The sequence below is a fragment of the Nonomuraea sp. NPDC050404 genome (assembly GCF_040655495.1).
Classification (GTDB): domain Bacteria; phylum Actinomycetota; class Actinomycetes; order Streptosporangiales; family Streptosporangiaceae; genus Nonomuraea.
This window is the reverse complement of the sequence record NZ_JBFAKB010000020.1, coordinates 36,541-62,579: the sequence shown is the minus strand read 5'-3', so window position 1 is coordinate 62,579 and position 26,039 is coordinate 36,541. Positions and strand designations below refer to the sequence as shown.

Here is a 26,039-nt window from a genome sequence, read left to right as displayed (position 1 = left end):
ACGTCAGTACGTCCGGCCAGCACTCTGCACTCCTCCTGCGGACACTCCTCCTACGGTTACTCCACCTGCGGGCAATCCTCCTACGGCGGGCGCCTGCGCGGGAAGCAGATCGGCGGCGGCCAGGCCGTGCTGGAACAACCAGCGCCCCAGGGTGATGTAGGCGTCGACGTCGCGGGCACGCAGGAACTGGTTGAGCGTGGAGTGACGCGGAAAGCCGGTCCTGTCCGTGGCGAGCGCGACGAGATCGCTGGGCATCTCCTGGTTGATGTGGGTGCGCAGCAGGATCAGGTAGCCGGAAGGGCTGTCGGGCGTGTCGTCGGGGTAGGCGAACCTGATCCGCAACACCGGTTCGTGCGACTCCAGCAGCAGCCCGTCCGCCTCGAACTCCACGCCCAGCTCCGTACGCGCCAGTGCGATCATGCGGAGCACGTTGCCGAGCCGGAACTCATCCACCGAGGCGTCCACGGCGAAGATCGTCCGGCAGCGGCGGCGCAGCAGCTCCACGACGCCCGAGTTGTCCCAGTGGCCGCCGTCGGAGACGAACAGGTAGCGGTGCTTGGCCGACAGCCCGCCGAGCGCCTCCCGCCAGGTGGACAGCGGCCCCGGCTGGTGCCAGCGGCTGCGGAGCCAGCGCCACGCCCGGGGACCCGTGTACGTCCTCGGCTTGATCGCGGGATTGCTGAACCACAACCCCAGACGCAGGTTGATGAGCGCGAGCGCGATGCGGGTGGCCCGCCCGGTGTAGCGGCCCATGTGCGGGGCGACGGCGGCGCCGGAGGCGGCCACCAGCGTGGCGGCCTTCAACTGGCCGTTGAACGAGGGCGGCACGGCGTCGCCGGGATCACCGCCGTAGCCATTGACGGAGGGCGGCCCCTCCCTGGTCGCGGCGCTGCCGACGTAGTCGGTGGAGAAGACGAACGACGCGCAGCCCTCGCCCTCGGCCGACTCGCTGGCCCGCAGGTTGACCGAGGCGCAGACGAGCAGCCGCGGCAGCCCTTCGGCGTGCAGGTGCTCCAGCGGCACGTCCGACAGGCGGATGAACTTGCCCGCTGGTTCGCCGGCGGCCCGTACCACGTAGGCGCGGTTGAGCCGTTGCAGGTAGGTCTCGTGCAAGGAGGTGCGGTTGGCGTGCGCGGCGAGATGGAAGATCAGCAGGATCAGCAGCGCGCCCCCGGCGATCGCGGCCGTGGTCGTGTACGGAAGCTGGCTGGCCTGCCCGATCGCCAGCAGCAGCGGCAGCACCAGGACCACCACCATCGACAACGAGAACAACGCGCGCAGGACCTGGAGCAGGAGCTGGCGGACCGGGTTGACGGCGAAGCTCCACTGCGTGCGCACCACCGCCGCCGCCACCACGGCCAGCAGCGCGATCAGCACGGCCAGGCGGGTGCCCGAGGAGGCGTCGAAGATCCGGGTGTCCAGCACGTACGTGGCCAGCACCACGGCGTCCGGCAGCAGCAGCACGCCCACCAGGCCGAGCACCACCCGCCGCGCCCGCCGCTCGGCCGGGCCGAACCGCCGCTCCAGCAGCACCCCGGCCACCGCGACGGCCGCCGCCAGTGCCCAGCGCTGCTCGGTCAGCCGGGCCGCCAGCGCCTCGTCCACCGGCACCAGCGCGTGCACGGCCCGGTAGAGCGAGCCGAGCACGCATCCGGCCAGGACGATCACGGTGACGAACGGCACCAGGTTCACCAGCAGGCTGAGCACGTACCGGATCAGGCCGAGGAACAGGTCGGAGATGTCCTCGCCCAGGTAGCGCAGGTTCCTGCGCAGGTGCTCCTCCTCGGCCGAGCCCCGGCTCCACGGCGGCTGACCCCGATCCTCCAGCGGGTTGCGCCGCAGGTGCGCCCTGGCCGACAGGAAGGCGGTCGCCATGTAACTGCCGCCGGAGACCGCCGAGACGTACCGGGCGCGGGCCAGCACGCCCGTCTCCTCGGCGGCCTGCAACGCGCCGAGCGCCAGGCACGCGGCCCTGACCCCGCCGCCCGCCAGCGCGATCCCGATCTCGTCCACGCCGCCGGGGGAGTGCAGGTAGTGGTAGCGCGAGTACGCGCGCGGCCCGCTCACAACGACACCACCTCCACGCCCGACGGGTAGACCGGCTTGACCCCCTTGGCGCCGGGCAGCGTGTCGGGGGAACTGTAGTGGCGCACGAACAGCGGATGCAGGCAGTACTCCTTGTCCGGCGACAACGTGAGCTGGCGGTCCACGGTGTAGGCGAACTCGGCCTGCAGGTAGTGCTCCGTCTCGCCCGTGTACTGGCCGAGAATGCCCAGGTCGGTGAGCATCTCGCGCATCTCCACGTAGTTGAGGTCGAAGTTCTTCCTGATCCCCGCGTGGTTGAACATCTGGTGCAGGAAGCCGTCGCTGAACCGGAAGGGCAGGTACGGGATGATCCGCTGGGCCACGTCGGGAGCCTTCGGATAGCGGAAACTGTGCGCCGAGAAGACCTCGGGGCACAACACGGCCTCCACCTCGGCCACCGCGTTCACCACGTCCTTGTCGCGGATGTGCGGCCCGCCGGTCTCCACGATCGCGTGGTGCAGCGCCTCACCGAAGATGTAGAGCACCTGGCGGGGCAGGAGCTGGGTGTGCCGCAGGATGTAGGGCACCGCCAGCTCCGGGATGCCGCGGGAGTTGGTCACGCTCGCCGGTAACACGCGTTCGAGCAGCAGCTCGTGGTCGTCCTGGCCGACCCCGCGCAACTTCTGCGGGAAGTGCCGGGACAGGAAGATCCGCAGCCGCATGCCGACCACCCTGAGCAGGTCGCGCCACTGCCAGCGCAACATCAGCCGCCCGCTGAAGTCCTTGGGCGGATTGGTCGACACCCGGTTCAGCACCGGCCACAACTCGCTCGGGAAGCAGCACTGGATGCGTACGGGGGTCTGCGCCGTCCACTGCCCGACCTGTCCCACCAGATGGAAGAGCCCTTGCAGGATCCGCCTGATGTCCTTGGTGTGCTCGCTGTCGTCGTCGCGGATGTGGTCGCCGATGTTCTCCAGCGAGTCGATCAGCACGAACACCGGGGTGCCGCGGGCCGCCAGGACGTCCCTGGCGGCCTCGACCACCTCGTTCCACGGCCGTTCGGCCAGCTTGAAGCCGTTCAGCAGGCTCTCCACGCTGATGATCCGCCTGACGCCGTCCACGTGCTCCATCAGCCGCAGCGCCGCGTAGTCCAGGGCGTGGTCGGCCGAACCGGCGGTGTGCTTGCGCAGTTGCGCCGTCTCCTGCCACAGGATCTGGAACGCGCGCCCGGGATCGTCCGGGCGCCGCTCCGACAGGACCAGGCGGGTGGCGATGGGCGCCCACAGCAGCGCGTTCCACAGCCGCGCCACGCCCTCGACCGGCAGGAACATCGAGGCGCCTATCTGCCGGGTGACCGCCTGCATGCCGGCGAACGCGTCGTCCGCGCTGAGCCGGATCGACAGGTTCTCCGGGTAGAACTCGCGGGACAGGAGCAGTGCGGTCTTACCGGAACCGCGGCGCCCGACGATGAACGTGGGCGGGTTGTCCTCCGAACGCAGATGTAGCTGGACGCGCGTGTCGTACAGGGCTCTCAGCACGTTCGTGTTCTGCGAGTCGGAGACCGCGATGGGGCCGAGGGGTTTCTGAACGGTGAACAGGCGGTCGATGTCGTTGCCGTTCCCGTTCCCGTTGCCGCGGGTCATCGTGAGTTCACCTTCGCTCGTGGGCGTGCTCATTTCCTCCGGAGCGCGTGACGTCGCCGCTGATACGCGCGACCGCGGCGTCACCGCCTGACTCTTGCCTAAACCAGCAGCGCCCGGCCGACGCCCGGCAGGGTGCTCGCCTGGGCCAGCACGGCGGTCCTGGCCTGGTCGGGGGTGCCGCCGTTCGCCGACAGATGGGCCGCGATCATGCCCGCCACCAGGGGCGCGGCGAACGAGGTGCCGTCCCAGCGGGCGATGCCCTGGAAGATCTGGACGGCGGGGGCCTTGGGCGGCTCCTGGTAGACGTACTCGCCGGTGGCGTAGGCGTTGACCATGCCTTCGCCCAGGGCGTACACGTCGACCCAGTCGCCGTAGTTGCTGAACCAGGCCCGGTGCGTCTGGTCGGGCCCGAGCGCGCCGACCGACACCGCCCACGGGTAGGCCGCGGGGTAGAAGGGACGGTCGGTGGAGTCGTTGCCCGCGGCGGCGACCAGCACGACGTCCGGGTGGGTCTCGTTGAAGGACTCGAAGCCGAGCGAGGTCCAGTTCTCGCGCGTGTACGTCCCCGCCGACAGGTTCACCACGGCAGGCCCGTGCTGCTGGATCATCGTGTCGAGCTTGGCCACGATCTCGCTCTCCAGCTCGCCGCCCGACACGCTGAAGTGGTCGGCCACGAACACGTCGGCCTGCGGCGCCATGAGCCGCGCGACGCCCGCGGCGAACGTCCCGTGCCCCTTGAACGGCGGGATGCGGTGCAGGCCGCCGGGCAGGATCGGCCCGAGCGTGTCGACATCTCCCTGGACCTTGTTCAGCCACGGGGGCAGCGTGCCGGCCAGCAGGCCCGTGTCGACCACCCCGATCATGACGGGGGCTCCGGCCGTGGGCAGGCGCTGGGCCGGGTACGGGGCGTTCACGCCGGCGGGCAGTTCGGGCTCGGTGGCCGGGCAGAGCCGGGTGATGCTGACCACGTGGTCGGGGCTGGCCAGCGGAGGCTCGCCGCGGCGTCCGGGGTTGTCGTCGCCGAGCCGCTGGTCGAGCAGGGCCAGCGCCTCGGGGACGGACAACGAGCCCCGCTCGACGTCCTCGATGGACAGCACGGTGAGGTCGCCGAAGGAGCGGCCCTCCACGCGTACGCCCGGCAGCAGGTCGTTGATCTGGGCGATGTTGCGGCCGCGGTTCCTGGTGAGCAGCCGTCGCGAGCGGTAGACGTACTCCACCTCGCCCTTGGGGGTGAGCGCGACGTTGATCTCGATGCCCCGCCTGGCGAACTCCTTCTGCATGAGCCGGTACTGCGCGGCGAAGACGGCGTCCATGGTCGTCCCTTCTCGTCGTCGATTCGGGTCCCACCCGTTTCATCGCCCCGGGCCTTGCACTCGGTACGGAGATCCCCGAAAGTCATGACATGGCTGCCGAACCGGCTGTGACCGGGACGACGGAGCTGCTCTCCCTGGCGCTTTCGCGTCCCTACGAGGCGCTGGAACGGGCGCAGGACCTGCTGGCAGCGGGTCTTCCGCCGCTGGAGGCGTCCGTCGCGCGGCAGGCGATCGGCATCGTGCTGCGCGAGTTCGGCGACATCGGCGCCGCCGTGGAGGAGTTGCGCGCGGCCAGGGCCCTCGCGCGGGCCTCGGGATCGGCGGAGCGCGAGGCCGACGTGCTGGCCACGCTCGGCGTCGCGCTGGTCTTCGCCGGGCGCACCGCCTCCGGCCGCAACGCGCTCAACACCGCCGCGCAGCGCTCGACCGGCCTGCTGCGCGGGCGGATCCTGCTGCGGCGCGGCGGCGTGCTGCTCGCGCTCGGCGAGCACCGCTCGGCCCTGCGGGACCTGAACGCCGCCATCGCCGTGCTCCGGCTGGAGGGCGACCTGCTCTGGGAGGCCAGGGCCCAGACCGAGCGGGCCTTCTGCGCCCTCGCGCTCGGCTCGGTACGCTCGGCGGTCACCGGCCTGCGCCGTGCCGAGGAGCTGTTCGCCCGCACCGGGCAGGAGCTGGAGTCCGCGGACGCCATCGTGCACCGAGGGGTGCTCGCGCACCGCATCGGCGACCTGCCCGCCGCCCTGTCCTGGTTCGACGCCGCCGCCGAACGCTTCGCCGGCCTCGGCGCCGCCGACCCGGCACTGAGCGCGCACCGGTGCGCGGCGCTGCTCGCGGCCGGGCTGGCCGAGGAGGCCCTGGGCGAGGCCGACGCCGAGATCGACCGGCTGGAACGCGTGCGCGGCGCGCCGCTGAAGCGGGCCGAACTGCTCCTGACGGCGGCCGAGTGCGCGCTGGCGGCCGGCCGGCCGGCGGTGGCGCGCGACCGGGCCAGGAGCGCGGCCCAGCTGTTCGAGCGGCAGCGGCGGCCCTGGTGGCGGGTGCACGCCCGGCTGGTGCTGACGCAGGCCCAGTTCGCCGCGGGGCCGCCCGGCGAGGCGCTGCTCAAGGACGCCGCGAGGTGCGCGGCCGACCTGGACGCGCTGTCCTCGTCGCGGGTGCCGCTGAGCCGGCTGGTGGCCGGGCAGATCGCGCTCGCGCTGGGCAGGACCGGCGAGGCGGACAAACACCTGGGCGTGGCGGCCGGGGCCAGGCTCAGGGGGCCGGCGTTGTCGCGTACCGCGGGCTGGCTGGCCGAGGCGCTGCGGGCGGAGGCGGTCGGCGACCACCGCCGGCTCATGCGGGCGTGCCGGCGCGGCCTGGAGCTGATCAACGAGCACCGGGCCACGCTGGGCTCGTCGGAGCTGCGCGCCCAGGCCACCGCGCACGGGGCCGAGCTGGCCAGGCTGGCGCAGCGGCACGCCCTGCGGCTCAACCGGCCGCGGCTGCTGCTGGCCTGGAGCGAGCGGTGGCGGGCCGGGGCGCTGGCCGTACCGCCCGTGCGGCCGCCCGACGACGAGGAACTGCAGGCCGACCTCGCCGCCATGCGGATGGTGACCAGCCGTCTGGCCGAGGCGCAGGCCCAGGGGTTGCCGACCGGCGCGCTGCGGCGCGAGCAGCTGCGCCTGGAACGGGCGGCCAGGGACCGGGCGCGCCGGGCCCACGGCGGCGACCGCGTGGAGCCGTTCACCTTCGACCTGCCCCGGTTGCGCGCGGAGCTGGGGGAGCGGCTGCTGCTGGAGCTGGTGGACGTGGCCGGCGAGCTGCACGTGCTGGTCTGCGACGGCGCCGGACCCGTGCGGATGGTCGCGGCGGGCCACACCGAGCAGGCCGCCCGCCAGGTCGACCTCGTCAGGTTCGCCCTGACCCGGCTGGCGCACGGGCGTTCCACGCTGACGCCCCAGCAACTGCTCGGCCAGCTCGACGTCGCCGGCCGGGTGCTCGAACGGCTGCTGCTCGGCGACGCCGTGAGCCTGCTCGGCGACCGGGAGGTGGTCATCGTGCCGCCGGGCCGCCTGCACGCCGTGCCGTGGGCGCTGCTGCCCGCCCTGCGCGAGCGGGTGGTGAGCGTGGCCCCCTCGGCGGCGTTCTGGTTGCGGGCGCGGGGCAGGGGCGATGAGGGCACGGGCGTGGCGCTCATCCGCGGCCCGGGGCTGCCGTCGGAGGGCGCCGAGGTGGCGCACCTGGCCCGAGAGCTGGGCGACGCCGCGGTCGTGCTCGGCGGCGGCACCGCGACCGTGACCCGGGTGCTGGCGGCGATGGACGGGGCGCGGCTGGCGCACATCGCGGCGCACGGCGACTTCCGTACCGACAGCCCGCTGCTGTCCTCGCTGCGGGTGGACGACGGCCCGCTGACCGTCTACGACCTCGAACGCATCCGCCGCGCGCCCCGCCAGGTGGTGTTGTCGAGCTGCGACTCGGGGCGCGCGCACGCGGCGGGCACGGACGAGCTGCTGGGCCTGGCCGTCTCCCTCATGCAGCTCGGCACGACGGCCATGGTGGCCAGCGTCGTCCCGGTCAACGACGTCGCGGTCGTCCCGCTCATGATCGCCCTGCACCGTGAGCTGCGCGCCGGAGCCGGCCTGCCCGCCGCACTGAGCGCCGCCCGCCGCGTCGGCGCCGGCGACCCCGTCGCGACGGCCACCGGCTGGTCCTTCCTCTGCTTCGGGGCGGGCTGACGTCCGCCGGGCGTAGTGCCTGACCTGGGCGTCCGTCTTCCCCTAGGGCCAACCCCTTAGGCGCCGCGTGGTACGCGCACCGCCCGCCGTACCTGTGGAGATGTAGGCCAGGTGTCTCCTGTGGCCGGACGTCGCCGGCGGTCGATTTCGCGAGTCTTGACGCAGACGAGAACGACCAAGACAGAGGAGCACGACATGACCGCCCTTCTCCAAAACTCGATTTCCAAGCTGGCCGCCTGGTTGTCCCGGCACAGCATCGACGTGCTGCGGGTGAGCCTGGGCCTGGTGTTCGTGGCCTTCGGCACGCTCAAGTTCTTCCCGGGGGTGAGTCCGGCGGAGGCGCTGTCGGTGGCCACACTGGAGAAACTGTCCCTGGGCATGTTGTCGGGTTACGCGGCGCAGTTCGTGGTCGCCGGCATGGAGGTCTTCATCGGGCTCACGCTGGTGACCGGCAGGCTGCTGAAGACCGGCCTGGTGGTGATGGCCGGGGCGCTGGCGGGGTTCTTCGCGCCGTACGCGCTGTTCTTCACCGACCTGTTCCCCGGCGCGCCGACGCTGGAGGCGCAGTACATCTTCAAGGACATCGTGCTGGCCGCCGCGGCCATGGTGATCGGCGCCCGCGCCCTGGGCGCCCGCCTGGTGCCGGCCGTGGAGCGTACCGCGCAGGTCCGTGACGTGCGCGAGCGTGTGGCGGCCTGAGACGGCAGAGGGCCGGGGTGAACGCCCCGGCCCTCTGTTGTGCTGCTCAACCGCAGTTGGTCCGCCGCTTGCCGCCCTCCACCCCGGAGATGCGCCCCATCCAGTCCACGCACCTGCCCGCCGCCGCCAGCCTGACGGGCCCGGCGTAAGAGGTGAACCGATCTCCCTGGTACGCGGGCCAGTGCGGGCCCACCGGATGCACCCCCAGGCCCGCCTCGATCACGACCCGCGAGCCCGCGCGATGCCGCTTGGCGATCACGCAGTTCTTGCCCGAGGCGGAGCTGTAGGCCAGGAAGACGGTGCCGAGCCTGCCGATCGGGGCGGAGTTGACGACGCGGTAGCCGGCGCCGCACTCGCCCGCGTACGTCGCGGCGGCGGCCGGCGAGGTCATGAGGACGGCCCCGGTCACCGCGGCGAGGACGCAGGCGGCCACTCGCCTGGAATGATTGCTGAGAGTCACAGTTCGGTTATAGAACGTGACGGGCCTCGCCGTCCAGGCACGGGGATCGGCCGGGTAAAGAACGCGCCTCCGCGCGGCGATGGCATGCGGACGGCTGGTGATCTCCGTGATGTCCTGGGCGAAGTCCACCCATGGAGGTACTCATGCGCCGTCGCGCTCAGCTGCTCGCCACCGTCGCCCTGCTCTCCGGCCTGGCCACGTTCGCCGTCACGGCGCCGGCCGCCGGGCCGATCGAGACCCTGCACAACGTCCGCGACGGCCTCATCGGCGCCAGCCACCGCTTCTACGGGCTGGCCGAGATCCTCACGGGCGCCACACCGCGTTACAACGATCTGGCGTGAGAAGCACCGATGTGCTAACTGTATGGCGCCATGAGCCTTACCCGCCCGGAGTTCCCGCGACCGGCCATCACGATCGACGATGAGGTCCGGCACCAGACGATCGACGGGTTCGGCTTCTCCACGGCGTTCCGGCGGGGCGAGCTGATCAGGGCGCTGCCGGACGAGCGGCGGCGCGAGGTCCTCGACCTGTGGTTCAGCCGCGAGAAGGGCGCCGGGCTGACGATCCTGCGCCTGGGCATCGGTTCCGCGCCGGCCGGCAGCCCGTACGACGAGATGGTCTCCATCCAGCCGGAGGACCCCGGCGGCCCCGGCGCCCCGCCCGGGTACGTCTGGGACGGCGACGACAACGGCCAGGTCTGGCTGGCCAAGGAGGCCCAGCGGTACGGGGTCGAGCGCTTCTTCGCCGTGGCCTGGAGCGCGCCCGGCTACATGAAGGACAACGGCGAGGACAGGAACGGCGGCGCGCTCCTGCCCGAGTGGCGCCGCGCCTACGCCGACTACCTGGTGGCCTACACGAGGTTCTACGCCAGGGAAGGCATCCGGATCACCGACCTGGGCTTCGCGAACGAGCCCGACTGGACGGCCCCGCACCCGTCCATGCGCTTCACCCCTTCGCAGGCCGTCGAGTTCGTCAAGGTGCTCGGGCCCCTCGCCTCGGGTGTGCGGCTGGTGTGCTGCGAGTCGCTGGGCTGGACCGAGGCCAAGGCGTACACGGCGGCCATCGCGGCCGACGCCGAGGCCCGCCGCTGGGTGAAGGTGCACACCGGGCACGGCTACGGCACCCCCGTGGACTCCCCGCTGCCGACCAAGCTGCCCACGTGGATGTCGGAGTGGAACCCCAACGGCTCCGCCTGGAACGAGAGCTGGTACGACGGCAGCGGCTCCGACGGCTACACGGTCGCCTCCGCCGTGCACGACGCGCTCACCCTCGGAGATGTCTCCGGTTACGTGTACTGGCTGGGGGCCTCGACGGGCACCACCAGGGCGTTGCTCAGGATCGACGAGGAGGCCGGCGACTATCGGGTCTCCAAGCGGTTGTGGGCGCTGGCCGCGTACGGCAGGTTCATCAGGCCCGGCGCGGTGCGGATCGGGGCCGTGGCCGCGAAGCCCTCGCTGAAGGTGTGCGCCTTCCGCAACCCGGACGGCTCCCGCGTCGTCGAGGTGCTCAACACCGCCATGACGCCCGTCACCTGGGAGGGCGTGAGCGAGGCCGCCGAGGTGTACCTGACGGACGAGGACTCCTCGCTGGAGTCGCTTCCCGTGCGGGACGGCGTGGTGACGTTCGGGCCGCGCGCCCTGACAACGATCGTCCTGTAACGGCCGAAAGTTTCGGTCCCAGTGACTCGCTGAGGGTCGTTTTCAGCTAATTTCCGAAACTCCCGGAGCTCGGGGTGCCATATGCCGAGCTTGTAAGACACTGAGTTTGAAATGTTTCGGACGGGGCTTGACATGTTTCGGGCGGGTTCTCAGACTGATCGCCAACACCCCACCCGGAAGGGAGAGCCCCGTGATCACTCGCCTGGCCCGCTCCAAGATCCGTTCACGGGCGGTCGCGCTGACGCTGGCGACGGCCCTCGCGGTCGCCGGAGTGGTGACGGGAGCGCCCACCGGGGCCGCCGCGGCCGCCGGAGTGGAGAACGAGGGCGCCGACTGCGCGGTGCCCGGCCTGCCCGACGCGGGGTCCCTGCCCACCAACGCACGGCTGCCCGACCCGTTCAGGAAGCTGGACGGCACGCGCATCACGGCCAGGTCCGACTGGCGGTGCCGGCGGGAGGAGATCAAGAGGCTGGCGGAGAAGTTCGTCTACGGCGAGAAGCCCGCCAAGCCGGCAAGCGTCACCGGGACGGTCTCCAGGACCGGCATCGGCGTGAACGTCTCACACAACGGCAGGAGCGCCAGTTTCTCGGCGAGCGTCGATCTGCCCAGCGGCTCCGGTCCCTTCCCCGCCGTCGTCGTCCTGGGCGGATTCGGCGCGGACACGGCCACGATCAAGGCCGCGGGCGCAGCCGTCATCAGCTATGACCCCCTCGCCGTCGGCAGGGAGGGCACGCCGCGCAACAACAAGCAGGGCGCGTTCTACACGATCTACGGCTCCTCCAGTCCGACAGGCGTGCTGGCCGCCTGGGCGTGGGGCGTGAGCCGGATCATCGACGTCATCGAGCAGTCCGGCGGCAGCATCCTGCGGGCGGACGCGACCGGCGTCACGGGCTGCTCCCGGTACGGCAAGGGCGCCTTCGCAGTCGGCGCGTTCGACCAGCGCATCGCGCTGACCATGCCGATCGAGGCGGGCAGCGGCGGCCTCGCCGCCTTCCGCGCGATTCCCGGCGAGAGCGGCGCCCAGCCGCTGAGCAGCGCCTACTCGGAACAGCCGTGGCTCGGCGACGCGTTCGGCACCTTCACCGGCAGCCCCGCCAGACTGCCGGTGGACACCCACTCCGTCGTCGGCATGATCGCGCCACGCGGGCTGTTCATCATGGACAACCCGCACATCGACTGGCTCGCCGCCAGGTCCGCCAGCGTGGGCGCCCTGGGCGGGGCCGAGGTCTACAAGGCACTCGGGGCGGGCGGCAACATCACGTACTGGTCCGACGTCCAGGACGGCAACCACTGCGCCACCCGGTCCGAATGGCGGGGGCCGCTGCAGCAGAACATCCAGAAGTTCCTGCTGAACACCGGCAGCTACACCGGCACGATGCGGATCGCGGCCAGTAAGAGCGGCAACCTGGCCGAGTGGCGGGACTGGCAGACGCCCACCCTCGGCGACACCGGCGGCGACACCACCGCGCCGAGCACGCCCGGCACCCCCACCGCCTCCGCCATCACCGCCACCAGCGCCACGCTGAGCTGGGCCGCCGCCACCGACCAGGGCGGTTCCGGCCTGGCCGGCTACGACGTCCACCGCGAGCAGGGCACCACCGACCCGCGACTCGGCCAGTCCACCACCAACTCGATCACCCTCACGGGGCTGACCGCCAACACCCAGTACCAGGTGTACGTGCGGGCGCGCGACGGAGCGGGCAACCTGTCGGGCAACTCCCCGGTGGTCACCTTCACCACGACCTCGACCGGCGGCGACACCTCACCGCCGACCGCGCCGGCCGGGCTGACGGCCTCGGGCACCACATCCACGGGTACGAGCCTGAGCTGGACGGCCTCGACGGACGACACCGGGGTCGCCGGTTACGACGTGCTGCGCGCGCCCGGCGCGAGCGGCGGCACGTTCGCCCGGGTCGGCGGCTCGGCCACGACCTCCTACAACGACACCGGCCTGGCCCCGAGCACCGCCTACCGCTACCAGGTCGTGGCGCGGGACGCGGCGGGCAACACCTCGCCGCCCTCGAACACCGTGCAGGTCACGACCCAGCCCGGCTCGTCAACGGGAGGCTGTACGGCGGTCGCGACCGTACAGAACCAGTGGGCCACCGGGTACGTCATCCAGCCGCTCACCATCACCAACACCGGCAGCACGGCGATCACCGGCTGGACGGTCACCTTCACGCTCCCGGCCGGGCACACGCTGACCGGCTCCTGGAACGGCGCCGTCACCACCAGCGGGCAGACCGTGACCATCAGGAACGTCGCACACAACGGCGCTCTCGCCCCCGGAGCCGCCACCACCAGCGTCGGCTTCCAGGCGACCCGCCCGAACGGCAACACCACCGTCCCCTCCACCTACACCTGCACCTGACCCCAGCCCACCCGCACCTGCACCTGGCCCCGGCCCGCCCGCACCGATACCTGGCCCCGGCCCGCCGCTCCCCGCCCGCCCGCTCGCTCCCCGGCCCGCTCGCCCACTCCTCGGCGGCGGGCGGGCCGGGGCCTTCACCGGAGGCAGGCCGGGCGGAGGCCGGGGGCTTTGCCGGGTGCAGATCGGGCGGAGGGCGGGGGCTTTACCGGGTGCAGGCCGGGCGGCAGGCGAGGGCTTCACGGGGTGCAGACCGGGCGGAGGGCCGAGCCGAGGGCCTCCCTGTGCAGCCCGTCCAGGCCGGCCCGCTCCTCGGCCGCGAGCCGGGCCAGGCCCAGCAGCGCCCGGCAGCGGCCGGTGTCGGCGCGTACCGGGGTCGTCTCCTTCAGCAGGCGCACCATCGGAAGCGTGAGCCGGTCGAGTCGCGGTCGTACCTCGGTGGCCAGGTCAGGCCGCTGCCGGGGACGCAGCGCGGAGTCGGCCCGCCAGCGCGCGTGCAGGCCCCGCTGCACCACCTTGGCCGCCTCGATCTGCGCCACGAAGAAACGCACCCCGGTGTCCCGCGCCAGCCCGGTCCGCTCGGACAGGTCGGCGACCGCGTCAAGGAGCCGCCTCTCCCGCTCCGGGTCGGTGATGGGGCCTCCGCCGCCGAACTTGGCCGCCGCCACCTCATCGGCCAGCAACAGCCGCCGTACCGTGAGATCCACCAGCCCCGCCAGCCTCTCCGTGACGCTCGGACCCGCCACCGCGGCGGCGGGACCCGGCGATGACCCGTACGGGGCGAGCGAGAACGGCAGCACGGCGACGACGAGCGCGGCGGTGACCACGGGCCCCGCGCCGCCCGCCACCGCTATCGCGGAAAGCCTTCCCGGTGAGGATTTCCGATGGTTCTTACAGAGAAGAGATCTCCGGCCATACAACATGCTTTCTGTCTCGCCCGCCCTCCGGGAGGCCCCGCGCCTGACCCAACTCGTTCGCCCATGATGAACATTTCCAGCCCAGTCCCGACGAACCCATCCCACCTTTCACCAGGGCCCCGGCCTGACGTCTCCTTTGGTGAGAGGGCAGGCAGCGGCGGGCCCCGCTCCGCGGTGAGGGTTGCGGAGGGGGCGCCACAGCCGTGATCCGTGTTGCGCCTTCAACCCTGATCGCTACTCTCAGTAACATCAATGCCACCCGTTGTGATTTCGGGGTGCCGGAAAAGTGCCCAAGGTCTAGCCCTTACGTCACTCGACACCCGGCGGACGGCAGTCAGTCTCTCGCCGCCGGGGACGCCGACCGCACGTTACGTGACTGATCGTGTACTAGAGTGTGAGCTGTGGCGCAGATGGCGAAGCGGGCCAACATGTACCGCTTGTGGCCAGGTGCCGACTTCGCGTCCCTGACGCAACCGTTGTCGGTGCCGTCGCAGCAGGCGCTGTGTCATCTGCGGACGTGCACTCCGGATGTCCGGCACAACCTCACTTGTTGACGTTAGCCGCACCATATTGCCAGGTCAGTAGCATCGTCGGAACAGGTGAAGGCATCGCGCCGAGCACCGCCGGGGAGGGCGAGCAGGGCATTGACCGGTTTCCAGTGGGCAGGAGGTGGTTCCAATTCGCCCCTTGCAACCGTCAGAGATATCAGACGGTCAATTCGCCCAGCCAGCCAGTGAACATCCATCTGACGACAAAGGACGACGACCTGATGCATCCGCATGCGCTCTCCAGCCGCGCACGCCGGCACGGTTGGAACATCCAGAGCACCCGTCCACCTACCGGTCTCCTGCTGACGCTGTGCCGCGACGCATGGCGGCTGGAGGTCTCCTTCACGGATCGAGCCCCACAACACGCCACCATCAGCGGCCCCGGCTTCGCCAACGGCACTGCCGTCAATCTGCGTTCGATCAATGCGTTAGTGCGCTGCGACCCGAACCGGATCGGCCGCCTGGCCGAGTCGGCGGCCGAGGGAGGACCGCCCACTCGCCGGCACGCCCGCGAAGCCAGTAGCAGAAGATAGCCGGGCAGGGTCCGCTGCCTCTGTGAGGCGGTCCCCGTCCTGAAAGTCCCGGAAGACGGTCCGTCCTGGAATCTCGGAGGTCCCGGAAGGCGGTCGCAGCGTCGCGCCCGTCAGGGACTGTCCGTCCGGTGAGGCGCGTCCTTGGGCCCGCCGTGCCCACCGCCGCTCACCGTGATGGCGGCGTGACCGCCTCGACGAGCAGGCCACTGACGATTCCTTCGACGAGAGACATCCGGCATTCCGGCCAATCTCGGGCGGCATGTCCTGGACATTTCCCGCGTAGCCTGACATCCGGCACCGGGACCGGGAATCTCCGAGCAGGAGGTCTTTCGGTGTGTTACGAGCCGCTTACTTTAGATCATTTAATTCACGCTCGGCTCCCGCGCGGCCGCGCGGGCGGATTACAGTGTCAAGATGACGGATGATCAGCCCGTCTACCTGTGCCGATTACGCGACCGATAGACCGCCCTCACTCCCAGCCACGGCCGATCCGAGACAAGGACCACCGTCATGGCCCAAATCAGCCCCCCGAACCCCGCATCGACGACCGACGGCGAGCCGCCGGCACTCAAGCGGGTCATGGGTTCCGGCCTTCTGCTTCTGTTCATCATCGGTGACATCCTCGGCACCGGCGTCTACGCTCTGACGGGCCAGGTCGCCGGTGAGGTGGGAGGGGCCGCCTGGTTGCCCTTCGCCATCGCCTTCGTGGTCGCCGGAATCACGGCCTGCTCCTATCTGGAGCTGGTCACGAAATATCCGCAGGCCGCGGGCGCCGCGCTTTACGTGCATAAGGCGTTCCGGCTGCACATCGTCTCCTTCCTCGTCTGTTTCACCGTGATGTGCTCGGGGATCACCTCCGCCTCGGCCGCGTCAAGGGCCTTCGCCGCGAACCTCGTCAAGGGGTTCGGCTTCGACGTTCCCAACGGCGTCATCCTGGCGATCGGCCTGGGCTTCATGCTCCTGGTGCTGGCCGTCAACCTCCGGGGCGTGGGCGAGAGCGTCAAGATCAACGTGGTGCTCACCGCGATCGAGCTCTCGGGGCTGCTGCTGGTCATCATGCTCAGCATGTGGTTCATCGCCGGTGGCAACGCCGACTTCTCCCGCGTCGTCGCCTTCGAGACCGCGGCCGACAAGAACGTGTTCCTGGCCGTCAGCACCGCGACCTCCCTGGCCTTCTTCGCCATGGTGGGCTTCGAGGACTCGGTCAACATGGCCGAGGAGACCAAGGACCCGGCCCGGATCTTCCCCAAGATCATGCTCACCGGGCTCGGCATCACCGGCGTGATCTACATCCTCGTGTCGATCTGCGCCGTCGCCGTGGTCCCCGTCGGGCAACTGGCCGAGAGCGAAACCCCGCTGGCGACCGTGGTGGAGGTCGCGACGCCCGGCTTCCCGATCGCCGACCTGCTGCCGTTCATCTCGATGTTCGCCGTCGCGAACTCCGCCCTGATCAACATGCTGATGGCCAGCAGGCTCCTGTACGGGATGAGCAAGCAGGGCGTGCTGCCGCCCTTCCTGTCGAGGGTGAACCCCAAGCGGCGCACGCCGGAGGCGGCGATCGTGTTCACCACGCTCATCGCCCTCGCCCTCATCACCTTCGTCTCGCTCGACCCGGAGAGCCCCGTCGTGGCGCTGCTGGGCGGAACGACCTCGCTGCTGCTGCTCGCGGTCTTCGCGGCCGTCAACGCGGCCGTTCTCATCCTGCGTAAGGACAGGCAGCCGGGCAAGCACTTCAACGCGGGCCGCGTGCTGCCCGTGCTGGGCACGATCACGTGCCTCTACCTGGTCCTGCCCTGGTCCTCCGGCCGCCCGGCCGGCCAGTACCAGATCGCGGGCGTGCTCCTGGCGGTCGGCCTGGTCCTGTGGGCGGTCACCTGGCTCAGTGGCCGCAACAGGCAGAACCAGGAGACCATCGGCAAGTGATACGCCCCCGGGGCGGGCACGGTGGCACCCCACCGTGCCCGCCCCGGGTTTTGTCAGGCGGCTGCGGTCTCCAGCGGCAGGCGCTCCTTCGGGTTGAGTGCCAGGAAGGTCACCCCGGCGAGGGCGCCGCCGGCGAGGTCGGCCAGCAGCCAGATCCAGATCTTCGTCCAGTCGAACAGGCCCATGGTCGCGGCCCCGACGGCGACGGCCGGGTTGAAGGCGCCCCCCGAGATCGCGCCCACCGCGAACGCCCCGGCCACCACGGTGAACCCGATGGCCAGGCCGTAGAAGCTGTTGCCCGGGTGGTCGCCGCTGGTGGCGGCGTTCAGCACCACGTACGCGAGCGCGAAGGTGAACAGCGCCTCGGCCAGGAGCGCCGTCCAGATGTCGCGCCCGGAAGGCGACACCGCCGTCACCGTCGCGGGGTTGACGACGAAGACGGCGAGGATGGCCGCGACGACGGCCGCGAGAAGCTGGGCGATCCAGTACGGCACCGCCTGCGCCCCGGTGATCTTGCCCCGCAACAACACGGCCAGGGTCACCGCCGGGTTGTAGTGGGCGCCGGAGATGTGGCCGCCCGCGTAGACCATGACCATCAGCGTGGCGCCGATGGCCAGCGGGGCGAGCGGCACCTGGCCCAGCACCGTGGTTCCGACGGTGAAGACCAGGAAGAAGGTTCCGATGAATTCCGTGATGTACCTGCGCACGACATCCCTCCCTGCGTAAACGACGCTGTTCACACGCTGAAGAGGCGGCTTTTCAGTCGTAGGGACTATGGTGCGCCGGGGAGGAGATCGCGCGATATTACGGTCGGTTACGGCTGCGCCGCGGCCGATATCGGGCGGGTCACAGGGGAGCGCCGCCGAACCCGATCTCGTTCCCGTCCGGATCGCGGTAGGTCGCCTTGCGCACCCCGTTGCCGTACGTCTCGCGCCCGGCCGGTTCGAGCCCCCGCTCGGCGATCCGGGCCACGCGCTCGTCGAAGTCGTCGACGAAGATCGTGTGCAGGCTGTGGCCCGCGTGCTCGGGCCGGTGCTCCACGGCCAGGGAACGGTGTTCGGCCAGCTCCCACACGGCCTCGGTGTCGCTAGCCACGTACGTGGGCGGGCAGCCCAGCAGCCGCTCGTACCACTTCAGCGCCGCCGGGTAGTCGGCGACCGGAATGCCGGCGTACAGATCGAGGGCCATGCGGTGATCTTACGGAGCCGTGAGCGATTGGGCGAGAATGCCTGGTGTGATTGTGGACAAGGCGATCTACTGCAACGGCGTACGCGAGACGATCAGCGGGGACATCAGCGACGCCTTCAACAACGCCCGCACCAGGGGCGACTGCTTCTTGTGGATCGGCCTGCACGAGCCCACCCAGGAGGAGTTCGACCTGATCACCAGCGAGGTGAAGCTGCATCCGCTGGCGGTCGAGGACGCCATTCACGCCCACCAGCGCCCCAAGCTCGAACGCTACGACGACACCCTGTTCATCGTGCTCAAACCCCTGCTGTACGTGGAGGAGACCTCCGACATCGAGGTCGGCGAGATCAACCTCTTCCTCGGCGCGGACTTCGTGATCAGCGTCCGGCACGGCCAGGCCGACCCGCTGGGCGGGGTGCGCCGGCGGATCGAGGCCGACCCGGGGCTGCTGGCCGCCGGGCCGTCCGGTGTGTTGTACGCGATCTGCGACCAGGTCGTGGACACCTACTCCCGCATCTCCCACGAGGTCGAGAACGACCTCATCGAGCTGGAGCGCAGGGTGTTCAGCGGCGAGCACGCCGACGTCACCGCCGACATCTACTCGCTCAAACGCGAGGTGCTGGAGTTCCGCACCGCCCAGGACCCGCTGATCCCGGTCCTGGAGGAGATCGTCAAGGGGCGGGTGGAGCTGTGCTCCGACACCCGGGAGCAGTTCCGCGACGTGCTGGATCACCTGCTGCGGGTGGACGTCCAGGTCGATGAGCACAACGAGCTGCTCAGCAGCGCCCTGAGCGCCCACCTGGCGCTGGTGAGCAGGGAGCAGAGCCAGGCGGCCATCCAGCAGAACGCCGACATGCGCAAGATCTCCTCATGGGCGGCCCTCATCGCCGTCCCGACCATGATCGCCGGCATCTACGGCATGAACTTCGACTACATGCCCGAACTGCACTGGCTGCTCGGCTATCCGCTCAGCCTGACCATGATGGTGATCGCCGTGCTCATCGTGCACCGGCTGCTGCGCAGGAGTGGATGGTTGTGAACCCGCTCAAGCGCCTGTACCGCAGGTTCTCCGTGAGCAGATGGCTGGTGGCCGCGGTGGTGGCCTGGATCCTGCTGCTGACCCTGCTCATCCTGCTCGACCCCGGCGCCGCCGGCGCCTGACGGCACCCGCCGCCGGAGCGGCAGGTGCCCTGAGAGGTCACTGGACGGTGAAGCCCTGCTCCTGGCCGTACTTGACGGAGGCGTCCTGCCACGCCTTCAGCCCGTCCTGCAGCGTGCCGGCGCCGGTGTAGGCCTTGCCGACGGTGTCGTTGAAGATGCTGTTGGCGTAGGTCTGGTACGGCAGGTACTTCCAGCCCGTGACGACCTGGCTCGCCGACTCGGCCAGCACCTGGTTGACCTGCTGGTCGCCGAAGTAGGGGAACTTCTTGTCCTTGAAGGCCGCGGCGTTGAGGTGCGAGGTCGTGGCCGGGAACGCGCCGTTGTCCAGCCGGGTCTGCACCCCTTCGTCCACGCCCGCGTACTTGATGAAGGCGTAGGCGAGCGCCTTCTTCGTGCTCGCCTCGGGGACGGCGAGCGAGCTGCCGCCGTTCTCGGCCGTGGCCTTGCCGCCGGCCTCCCACTGCGGCATCGGCGCGACCCGCCACTTGCCGGCCCCCGCCTTGACGCCGGTCTCCAGGTTGGCCGGCATCCAGGCGCCGATCACGAGCGAGGCGATGGTGCCGTCGGCCAGGCCCTTGTACCAGGCGTCGGACCAGCCGGAGACGGGCGCGACGAGCTTCTCGGTGACCATCTGCTGCCACGCCGAGGCGAACTTCTGGGTGCCGGCGTCGGCGAAGCTGATGCCGACCTTGGTGCCGTCCACCTGGTAGGGCTTGCCGCCGGCCTGCCAGATCAGGCTGGTGGTGAAGCCGGGGTCGCCGGTGTCGCTGGTGATGTACGCCTTCGGATCGGCCTTGTGCAGCTTCCTGGCGGCCTCGATGTACTCCTCCCAGGTCGCCGGCACCTCGATCTTGTGCTTGTCGAAGACCTCCTTGTTGTAGAAGAGCGCCATCGGCCCGGAGTCCATCGGCAGCCCGTAGATCCCCGGCCCCGAGTGCACGGAGTTCCAGGGGCCGGGGGTGAAGGTGCCCTCCAGCTTGTCCGCGCCGAACGGCGTCAGGTCCGCGATCGACTTGGCCAGGGCGAACTGCGGCAGCGCGAAGTACTCGATCTGCGCCACGTCGGGCACGCCCGAGCCGGCCTTGACAGCGTTCTGCAGCGCGGTGTAGTGGTCGTCGCCGGTGCCGGCGTTGACCAGGTTGACCTTCACCTTCGGGTACTTGGCCTGGAAGCCCTCCACCACCTGCTTGAGCGTCGGCTCCCACGCCCACACCGTGATCGTGCCGCCGGCGTTCAGCGCCGCCTCGACGTCCCCGGCCGACGAGCTCTGGGCCGGGGCCGCCCCCGAGCCGCCGTCACCCGGGGAGCCGCAGGCGGTCATCGCCAGCGACAATGACAAGGCCGCGCCCGCGAGGAGGGCGTGTCGGCGGTTCATCGTCATGAACATCCCTTTCGAGTACATGCCGGTCACGCCTTGACGCTTCCGGCGGCCAGGCCCGACTGCCAGTACCGCTGCAGCAGCAGGAACGCCGCCATCAGCGGGATGATGGTGAGCAGTGAGCCGGTGATGACCAGGTTGAAGATCACGTCTCCGCCTATCGTGGTGGCCTGGGCGTTCCAGCTGTTGAGGCCGATCGTGAGGGGGTACCAGGCCGGGTCCTTCAGCATGATCAGCGGCAGGAAGTAGTTGTTCCAGGTTGCGACGACGGCGAAGAGCAGCACCGTGACGATGCCGGGCGCCAGCAGCGGCAGGCTGATGCGGAAGAACGTCTGGAACTCGCGGGCCCCGTCCACCCGGGCGGACTCGAGGATCTCGTCGGGCACGGCGTCGGCCGCGAACGTCCACATGAGGTAGAGCCCGAACGGCGAGACCAGCGACGGGATGATGATCGCCCACGGGGTGTCGGTGAGGCCGAGGCTGGAGAACATCAGGAACGTGGGCACGGCCAGCGCGGTGCCGGGCACGGCGACCGCCCCGATGACGACCGCGAACACCGCCTTCTTGCCGGGGAAGTCGAACTTGGCAAGCCCGTACCCGGCGACGGTGGCCAGCAGGGTCGCGCCACCCGCGCCGGCGACCACGTAGAGCAGGGTGTTGAGCAGCCAGCGGGTGAAGATGCCGCCGTCGTAGGTGAAGGCGTCGGCGATGTTGGAGAACAGCGCGAAGTCGGAGTCGAACCACAGGCCGAACGAGCGGAACAGCCCCTCCTGCGTCTTGCTGGCGTTGATGACCAGCCAGAGCAGCGGCAGCAGCGTGTAGACGAGCATCACCGCGGTCAGCACGGTCAGCGTGACGCTGCGCCGGTCGCGCGGCGAACGGCGCCGGTGGCCGCCGCGGACGACCAGCGGTCCCTTGCCGGCACGCGGTTTGCGGGAGGCGGTGGCGGTCAAGGTCAGACTCCCTTCCGCATGCCGCGCAACTGGACGACGTAGGCGATGACCATCGTGATCAGGCCCATGACGATGGCGACGGTCGCGGAGTAGTTGAACTGCTGGCCGGCGAAGGACAGCGAGTGGGCATAGACGTTCGGCGTGAAGTAGGTCGTGACCGAGTTGGGGGCGATGGTCTTGAGTATGTGCGGCTCGTTGAAGAGCTGGAAGCTGCCGATGATCGAGAAGATGGTGGCGATCAGCAGGGCGCCGCGCAGGGCCGGGAGCTTGATCGCCCAGATGATGCGGTACTGGCCGGCGCCGTCGATCTCGGCGGCCTCGTACAGGGACGGGTTCACCACGCGCAGGGCCGAGTACAGGATCAGCATGTTGTACCCGACGAACTCCCAGGTCACGATGTTGCCGATGGAGGCGAGGATCAGGTCGGGGGAGAGCGGGTCGGGCAGCGACAGGCCGAAGGACTCGTTCAGGTTGCCGACGAGGCCGAAGCGGGTGCCGTACATGAAGCCCCACATGAGCGTGGCCACCACGGCGGGGACGGCGTACGGCAGGAACACCGAGATGCGGAAGAAGCCCGCCCCGTACAGCCGGCCGCTGTCGATGGCCAGGGCCACCAGCAGCGCCAGGAACAACATGATCGGGACCTGCACGACGAGGAAGAGCGCCACCCTGCCGAAGGCCGACCAGAACTGCGGGTCGCCCAGCGCCTTGAGGTAGTTGTCCGCGCCGACGAAGACGGTCCCGCCGATGAGCTGGGTGCGGAACAGGCTCAGATAGATCGAGTACGCGATCGGCGCCAGGAAGACCAGCGCGAACACCACCATGAACGGCGCCACGAACCGCCAGCCCGTCCACGATCGCCGCTTGCCGGGCGGTGCCGTCGCTCGGACGCTCGCCTGCGGTTTCGCGACCACCAGTGCACTCCTCCTCGCGTCGGTGCCCACGTAAACACCGCATGCGGGAAGAACTCCGCCGGCGCCTGCGCAGTAGGGTTTCGGCGGTGATGTTTACGTAAACAGTCGTGCGGTATCGTGACATCGGCCACACAGCCCGTCAAGGGTCAGCCGACGTCAGCAGGCAGGCAGGGGTGGAGCCATGGAGCCGGGGGAGCGAGAGCAGCAGGGCGCGCTCACATGGAGCGGCGCGGCGCATCGCGCCACCTCGGGCATCCCCGGCGGGCGCCGCAAGCAGCGCGTCTCGATGGCCGACGTCGCCAGGCTCGCGGGCGTCTCCTCGCAGACCGTCTCCCGGGTCTCCAACGGGCACCCGAGCGTGGTCGAGGCCACCCGCGAGCAGGTGCTGGCGGCCATGCGCCAGCTCGGCTACCGGCCCAACAGCGCCGCCCGCGCGCTGCGTTACGGCCAGTTCAACACGATTGGCGTCATCCTGTTCGGCCTGACCTCGACCGGCAACAGCCGCACCGTGGACGCGATCGCCACCCACGCCGCCGCCGAGGGTTACGCCATCACGCTGATGCCCCTCGACGTGCCGACGCAGGACAACGTGCTGGGGGCCTTCACCCGGATGGGCGAGCTGGCCGTGGACGCCGTGATCGTCATCCTGGAGATCCACCTCCTCGACGCGGCCACCGTGACCCTGCCGCCCGGCGTGCACGTCGTCGTCGTGGACTCCAACGCCGGCGACCGCTACAGCGTGGTCGACACCGACCAGGCCGACGGCGCGCGGCAGGCCGTCCGCCACCTGCTCGACCTGGGGCACCGAACCGTCTGGCACGTCTCGGGGCCGCGGACGTCCTTCGCCGGCCAGCGCCGCGCGCAGACCTGGCGCGCCACGCTGCGCGAGGCCGGCCGGCCGGTCCCCGAGCCCCTGCACGGCGACTGGTCGGCGGAGTCCGGCTACGCCGCCGGGCTCGCGCTCGCCGCCGAGCCGGACTGCACGGCGGTGTTCGTCTCCAACGACCAGATGGCGCTGGGCGTGCTGCGGGCCCTGCACGAGCGCGGCCGGGCGGTTCCCCGGGAGGTCAGCGTGGTCGGGTTCGACGACATCCCCGACGCCGCCCACTTCATCCCGCCCCTGACCACCGTTCACCAGGACTTCGCCGAGGTGGGGCGGCGGTGCGTGCAGCGCGTCCTGTCGCGCATCCGTGAGGGTCAGAGCGTGCGTCCCGGCACCGACGTCGTGCCGACCCGGCTGGTGCTCCGCCACAGCACCGCGGCACCACCCTCCTGACCAGGCGAAGGGCGCATGATGGACACTTATACCTACCGCAATCCGTACGAAGGCTCGTCAGGGACGATCGGGCTCCGGGCCGTGCGCGCCGCCGGCTTCCGTGAGCACCGGCTCGATCTCGGCGACGTGCGGATCAACTACGTGGCGGGCCCCGACAACGGGCCGCCGCTGGTGCTGGTCCCCGCGCAGACCGCCACCTGGGAGAGCTACCAGCGGGTCCTGGTCCCGCTGTCGCGCCGGTCCCGGGTGTACGCGGTGGACGTGCGCGGGCACGGCAAATCGAGCTGGACGCCGGGCGCGTACTCGTGGCGCGACATCGGCGCCGACATGACCGCCTTCCTCACCCAGGTCGTGGGCGCCCCGGCGGTCATCGCCGGCAACTCCTCGGGTGGCCTGATCGCCCTGTGGTGCGCGGCCAACCTGCCGGACCAGGTCGCGGGCGCGATTCTGGAGGACGCCCCGGTGTTCTCCGCCGAGCTGCCCCGCTTCCGCGACCGGGACCGGTACGTCTACCGGGGGCTTTGCCACCTCGCCGACAAACTCGGCGACCCTCGCACCCGCGACCTCACCGACTACTTCCGCGGGCTCAGCCTGCCGGTCTCGGAGACCCGCGAGCGCCGCGTGCCCGGCTGGTTCCTCACCTTCCTGTCCGGCCGCGTCCGCGCGTTCCAGTCACGTCATCCGGACAGCCCGGTGGACATCGGCTATTTCCCGCTGAAACTGCGCCTGCTGCTCAAGTCGTTGTCCATGTTCGACCCCGACTTCGCCCGCGCGTTCACCGACGGCCGTTTCTACGACGGGCTCGACCACGCCGACGCGCTGGCCCGGGTGACCTGCCCGCTGCTGGTGCTGCACGCCGACTGGCGCCGCCTGCCCGCGCACGGGCTGGTCGGCGCGATGGACGACGAGGACGCGGCCCGGATCGGGCAACTCGTGCCGCACAGCGAATACCGGCGAATCTCCGCCAACCACGTCATTCACATGTTCAAGCCGCGCCAGTACGTGCGTGCGGTCGAGGAATTTTTGGACACGTTGCAGGGTCAGTAGCGTCCTGTCAGGTCCCGTCCCTGGGCCTGCGCGGGAGGACGGGTGCCGAGCAGCGCCGCGATGGTCGGGGCGATGTCGATCAGCCGGGCCCGGTGCGGGCGCAGGCCGGCGCGGATACCCGCGCCCGACAACAGCAGCGGCACCTTGATCTCGGCCAGGCTGCCGTGCGCCCCGCGCGACTGGCCGGCCGGCGGCTCGTCGAGGGCGAAGCCGTACGGCGGCGCCGCCTCGGCCACCAGGTCGCCGAGCTTGTCGCCGGCATGCAGGGCACGCAGCGCGCGCTCGTCCAGCACCCGGCTGATCTCCGGCAGGCGGCGCAGCGCCCGCGCGATCCTGGCCCGCGCACGTGGCTCGGCCGCGCCGCCGCGCAGCGTGATGTCGCCCATCCGCACCCCGTTGGGCACGATGACGACCTCGGTGCCGGCGGCGGGAGAGCCGCCCGCGGGGATCACCTCGACGCTGTGGCCCGTGCCCTCCACGGTCGCGACGACCTGCGGAAGCAGCGTACGGCTCCAGGCGGTCATGCCGTGGTCGCTGGTGAGCAGGAACGCCGTGTCCTCATAGATGCCGGCGTCCTCGACGGCCTGCACCAGCCTGCCCAGCTGCCGGTCGTGCTCGGCCAGAAGCGGGGCGATGCCGGGGCTGTCCGGCCCCTCGTTGTGGCCGAGCCCGTCCAGGTCGGAGCTGTAGACGGCGAGCAGGTCGGGAATCCTCGGCACGGTCACCGGCTGCCCGTTGGACGACACCGGCCGCAGGTTGAGTATCTCGATCGCCGCGTTCACCCGCTGCTCGAAGTTGCCGCCCGGCTGGACGTACAGGTGCTCGGGATCGCCGTAGCGCACCCCGTGGTCCTGCACCATGTACCACTGCACGGAGGCGACCGTGCGCCCCTCGGCGGCCAGGGACTCGGCGATGGTCTCGGCCGCCAGGAACCGGCTCTGCCCCTGCGCCCTGCCGCTCACCGGGTCGTACACGTAGGCGACGTTGCCGTGCACCTCCGGATAAGCGCCCGTGCTCATGGAGGCGCGGCACGGGTTGGAGACGGTGTGGTAGGTCGCATCGGCGGTGGTGAGCGCGCCACGGGCCGCGAGCCGGTCCAGGTTGGGGGTCGGCACCCGCCCCAGGTAGCGCGGGTCGAAGCCGTCCCAGTCCACGAGGACGACGTGCGCGGCCCGCCGCCGCCCGCCCTGGCCGGTGCCGGCCAGGGCCGCGGGTGCTGTGCTCGTGACGGCGCCCGTGACGGCGCCCGCCGCCGCGAGGCCGGTCAGCATGGTACGCCGGGAAATCGACATGGACGACCCTCGCCTTCGGGGCCGCCGCC

General features: G+C 70.7%; 22 protein-coding genes. 11 read left to right on the top strand and 11 right to left on the bottom strand.

The annotated features are described in order from the left end of the window. Nucleotides 1-3: 3 nt before the first annotated feature. The 3 genes from AB0I81_RS42560 to AB0I81_RS42550 all read right to left on the bottom strand — a co-directional run bounded on the left by AB0I81_RS42560 (nt 4) and on the right by AB0I81_RS42550 (nt 4,981). The gene (locus AB0I81_RS42560; protein WP_360669895.1) at nt 4-2,067 is read right to left on the bottom strand and encodes a hypothetical protein; all 2,064 of its coding nucleotides are present in this window, start codon (nt 2,065-2,067) and stop codon (nt 4-6) included. After that, on the bottom strand, nt 2,064-3,668 hold the full coding sequence (locus AB0I81_RS42555; RefSeq protein ID WP_360669892.1) for a hypothetical protein: 1,605 nt from the start codon (nt 3,666-3,668) through the stop codon (nt 2,064-2,066). Before AB0I81_RS42555 ends, AB0I81_RS42560 begins: the two co-directional genes overlap by 4 nt. Nucleotides 3,669-3,766: 98 nt before the next feature. Next, entirely contained in the window at nt 3,767-4,981 is a 1,215-nt protein-coding gene (locus tag AB0I81_RS42550) for a S8/S53 family peptidase (RefSeq protein WP_360669889.1), read from the bottom strand. A gap of 89 nt (nt 4,982-5,070) precedes the next feature. Here AB0I81_RS42550 and AB0I81_RS42545 point away from each other — a divergent pair, with 89 nt between their 5' ends. Together AB0I81_RS42545 and AB0I81_RS42540 are read left to right on the top strand one after the other, a co-directional pair. Further along, entirely contained in the window at nt 5,071-7,695 is a 2,625-nt protein-coding gene (locus AB0I81_RS42545; RefSeq protein ID WP_360669886.1) for a CHAT domain-containing protein, read from the top strand. Between the two features lie 195 nt (nt 7,696-7,890). Further along, entirely contained in the window at nt 7,891-8,394 is a 504-nt protein-coding gene (locus tag AB0I81_RS42540) for a DoxX family protein (protein ID WP_360669883.1), read from the top strand. Nucleotides 8,395-8,440: 46 nt separating this feature from the next. Here the strand turns inward: AB0I81_RS42540 and AB0I81_RS42535 are convergent, their stop codons facing one another. After that, nucleotides 8,441-8,854 carry a spore-associated protein A gene (locus AB0I81_RS42535; protein WP_360669880.1) on the bottom strand — a complete coding sequence of 138 codons (414 nt, stop codon included), beginning with the start codon at nt 8,852-8,854 and terminating at the stop codon, nt 8,441-8,443. A gap of 143 nt (nt 8,855-8,997) precedes the next feature. Here AB0I81_RS42535 and AB0I81_RS42530 point away from each other — a divergent pair, with 143 nt between their 5' ends. The 3 genes from AB0I81_RS42530 (at nt 8,998) to AB0I81_RS42520 (ending at nt 12,883) form a co-directional block, all read left to right on the top strand. Beyond that, a complete protein-coding gene (locus tag AB0I81_RS42530; RefSeq protein WP_360669877.1) occupies nt 8,998-9,195 on the top strand; it encodes a hypothetical protein in 198 nt (65 codons plus the stop codon). 30 nt (nt 9,196-9,225) lie between these two features. After that, complete coding sequence (locus AB0I81_RS42525) at nt 9,226-10,512, top strand: glycoside hydrolase (protein ID WP_360669874.1); 1,287 nt, start codon at nt 9,226-9,228, stop codon at nt 10,510-10,512. Nucleotides 10,513-10,702: 190 nt separating this feature from the next. Continuing rightward, nucleotides 10,703-12,883 (top strand): fibronectin type III domain-containing protein, encoded by a 2,181-nt coding sequence (locus tag AB0I81_RS42520; protein ID WP_360669871.1) that lies wholly within the window; start codon nt 10,703-10,705, stop codon nt 12,881-12,883. Between the two features lie 236 nt (nt 12,884-13,119). Here the strand turns inward: AB0I81_RS42520 and aroQ are convergent, their stop codons facing one another. Next, entirely contained in the window at nt 13,120-13,728 is a 609-nt protein-coding gene (gene aroQ, locus AB0I81_RS42515) for a gamma subclass chorismate mutase AroQ (protein WP_360669868.1), read from the bottom strand. A gap of 802 nt (nt 13,729-14,530) precedes the next feature. Here aroQ and AB0I81_RS42510 point away from each other — a divergent pair. Both AB0I81_RS42510 and AB0I81_RS42505 read left to right on the top strand, forming a co-directional pair. Next, nucleotides 14,531-14,878, top strand: a complete 348-nt coding sequence (locus AB0I81_RS42510; RefSeq protein WP_360669865.1) for a hypothetical protein — start codon at nt 14,531-14,533, stop codon at nt 14,876-14,878. Between the two features lie 510 nt (nt 14,879-15,388). After that, nucleotides 15,389-16,801 carry an APC family permease gene (locus AB0I81_RS42505; RefSeq protein WP_360669862.1) on the top strand — a complete coding sequence of 471 codons (1,413 nt, stop codon included), beginning with the start codon at nt 15,389-15,391 and terminating at the stop codon, nt 16,799-16,801. A 53-nt stretch (nt 16,802-16,854) separates the two neighbouring features. Here the strand turns inward: AB0I81_RS42505 and AB0I81_RS42500 are convergent, their stop codons facing one another. Together AB0I81_RS42500 and AB0I81_RS42495 are read right to left on the bottom strand one after the other, a co-directional pair. Continuing rightward, complete coding sequence (locus tag AB0I81_RS42500) at nt 16,855-17,508, bottom strand: aquaporin (RefSeq protein WP_360669859.1); 654 nt, start codon at nt 17,506-17,508, stop codon at nt 16,855-16,857. A 139-nt stretch (nt 17,509-17,647) separates the two neighbouring features. After that, the gene (locus AB0I81_RS42495) at nt 17,648-17,989 is read right to left on the bottom strand and encodes a VOC family protein (protein ID WP_360669856.1); all 342 of its coding nucleotides are present in this window, start codon (nt 17,987-17,989) and stop codon (nt 17,648-17,650) included. A 46-nt stretch (nt 17,990-18,035) separates the two neighbouring features. Here AB0I81_RS42495 and corA point away from each other — a divergent pair, with 46 nt between their 5' ends. Together corA and AB0I81_RS42485 are read left to right on the top strand one after the other, a co-directional pair. Further along, complete coding sequence (corA, locus tag AB0I81_RS42490) at nt 18,036-19,028, top strand: magnesium/cobalt transporter CorA (protein WP_360669853.1); 993 nt, start codon at nt 18,036-18,038, stop codon at nt 19,026-19,028. Then, nucleotides 19,025-19,150 carry a hypothetical protein gene (locus tag AB0I81_RS42485; RefSeq protein WP_360669850.1) on the top strand — a complete coding sequence of 42 codons (126 nt, stop codon included), beginning with the start codon at nt 19,025-19,027 and terminating at the stop codon, nt 19,148-19,150. Before corA ends, AB0I81_RS42485 begins: the two co-directional genes overlap by 4 nt. A 37-nt stretch (nt 19,151-19,187) precedes the next feature. On the opposite strand, the gene AB0I81_RS42480 is transcribed toward AB0I81_RS42485, so the two are convergent. From AB0I81_RS42480 to AB0I81_RS42470, 3 genes are read right to left on the bottom strand one after another with little or no spacing between them, the layout of a single operon-like run. Beyond that, nucleotides 19,188-20,525, bottom strand: coding sequence for a sugar ABC transporter substrate-binding protein (locus AB0I81_RS42480; RefSeq protein WP_360669847.1), 1,338 nt, complete (start codon nt 20,523-20,525; stop codon nt 19,188-19,190). Between the two features lie 32 nt (nt 20,526-20,557). Next, nucleotides 20,558-21,481, bottom strand: a complete 924-nt coding sequence (locus tag AB0I81_RS42475; protein WP_360669844.1) for a carbohydrate ABC transporter permease — start codon at nt 21,479-21,481, stop codon at nt 20,558-20,560. A gap of 2 nt (nt 21,482-21,483) precedes the next feature. Next, on the bottom strand, nt 21,484-22,395 hold the full coding sequence (locus AB0I81_RS42470; RefSeq protein WP_360669841.1) for a sugar ABC transporter permease: 912 nt from the start codon (nt 22,393-22,395) through the stop codon (nt 21,484-21,486). Between the two features lie 181 nt (nt 22,396-22,576). On the opposite strand from AB0I81_RS42470, the gene AB0I81_RS42465 reads away from it, so the two are divergent. After that, nucleotides 22,577-23,671 (top strand): LacI family DNA-binding transcriptional regulator, encoded by a 1,095-nt coding sequence (locus AB0I81_RS42465; protein ID WP_360669837.1) that lies wholly within the window; start codon nt 22,577-22,579, stop codon nt 23,669-23,671. Nucleotides 23,672-23,686: 15 nt separating this feature from the next. Beyond that, complete coding sequence (locus AB0I81_RS42460) at nt 23,687-24,718, top strand: alpha/beta hydrolase (protein ID WP_360669834.1); 1,032 nt, start codon at nt 23,687-23,689, stop codon at nt 24,716-24,718. On the opposite strand, the gene AB0I81_RS42455 is transcribed toward AB0I81_RS42460, so the two are convergent. After that, nucleotides 24,712-26,010, bottom strand: a complete 1,299-nt coding sequence (locus AB0I81_RS42455) for an alkaline phosphatase family protein (RefSeq protein ID WP_360669831.1) — start codon at nt 26,008-26,010, stop codon at nt 24,712-24,714. The genes AB0I81_RS42460 and AB0I81_RS42455 overlap by 7 nt on opposite strands. Nucleotides 26,011-26,039: the final 29 nt, after the last annotated feature.

Bases quoted from the DNA above. Each gene is read 5' to 3' on its own strand.
- AB0I81_RS42555 (WP_360669892.1), bottom strand. From the start codon at position 3,668: ATGACCCGCGGCAACGGGAACGGGAACGGCAACGACATCGACCGCCTG.
- AB0I81_RS42550 (WP_360669889.1), bottom strand. From the start codon at position 4,981: ATGGACGCCGTCTTCGCCGCGCAGTACCGGCTCATGCAGAAGGAGTTC.
- AB0I81_RS42545 (WP_360669886.1), top strand. From the start codon at position 5,071: ATGGCTGCCGAACCGGCTGTGACCGGGACGACGGAGCTGCTCTCCCTG.
- AB0I81_RS42540 (WP_360669883.1), top strand. From the start codon at position 7,891: ATGACCGCCCTTCTCCAAAACTCGATTTCCAAGCTGGCCGCCTGGTTG.
- AB0I81_RS42530 (WP_360669877.1), top strand. From the start codon at position 8,998: ATGCGCCGTCGCGCTCAGCTGCTCGCCACCGTCGCCCTGCTCTCCGGC.
- AB0I81_RS42525 (WP_360669874.1), top strand. From the start codon at position 9,226: ATGAGCCTTACCCGCCCGGAGTTCCCGCGACCGGCCATCACGATCGAC.
- AB0I81_RS42505 (WP_360669862.1), top strand. From the start codon at position 15,389: ATGGCCCAAATCAGCCCCCCGAACCCCGCATCGACGACCGACGGCGAG.
- AB0I81_RS42495 (WP_360669856.1), bottom strand. From the start codon at position 17,989: ATGGCCCTCGATCTGTACGCCGGCATTCCGGTCGCCGACTACCCGGCG.
- AB0I81_RS42480 (WP_360669847.1), bottom strand. From the start codon at position 20,525: ATGAACCGCCGACACGCCCTCCTCGCGGGCGCGGCCTTGTCATTGTCG.
- AB0I81_RS42465 (WP_360669837.1), top strand. From the start codon at position 22,577: ATGGAGCCGGGGGAGCGAGAGCAGCAGGGCGCGCTCACATGGAGCGGC.
- AB0I81_RS42460 (WP_360669834.1), top strand. From the start codon at position 23,687: ATGATGGACACTTATACCTACCGCAATCCGTACGAAGGCTCGTCAGGG.
- AB0I81_RS42455 (WP_360669831.1), bottom strand. From the start codon at position 26,010: ATGTCGATTTCCCGGCGTACCATGCTGACCGGCCTCGCGGCGGCGGGC.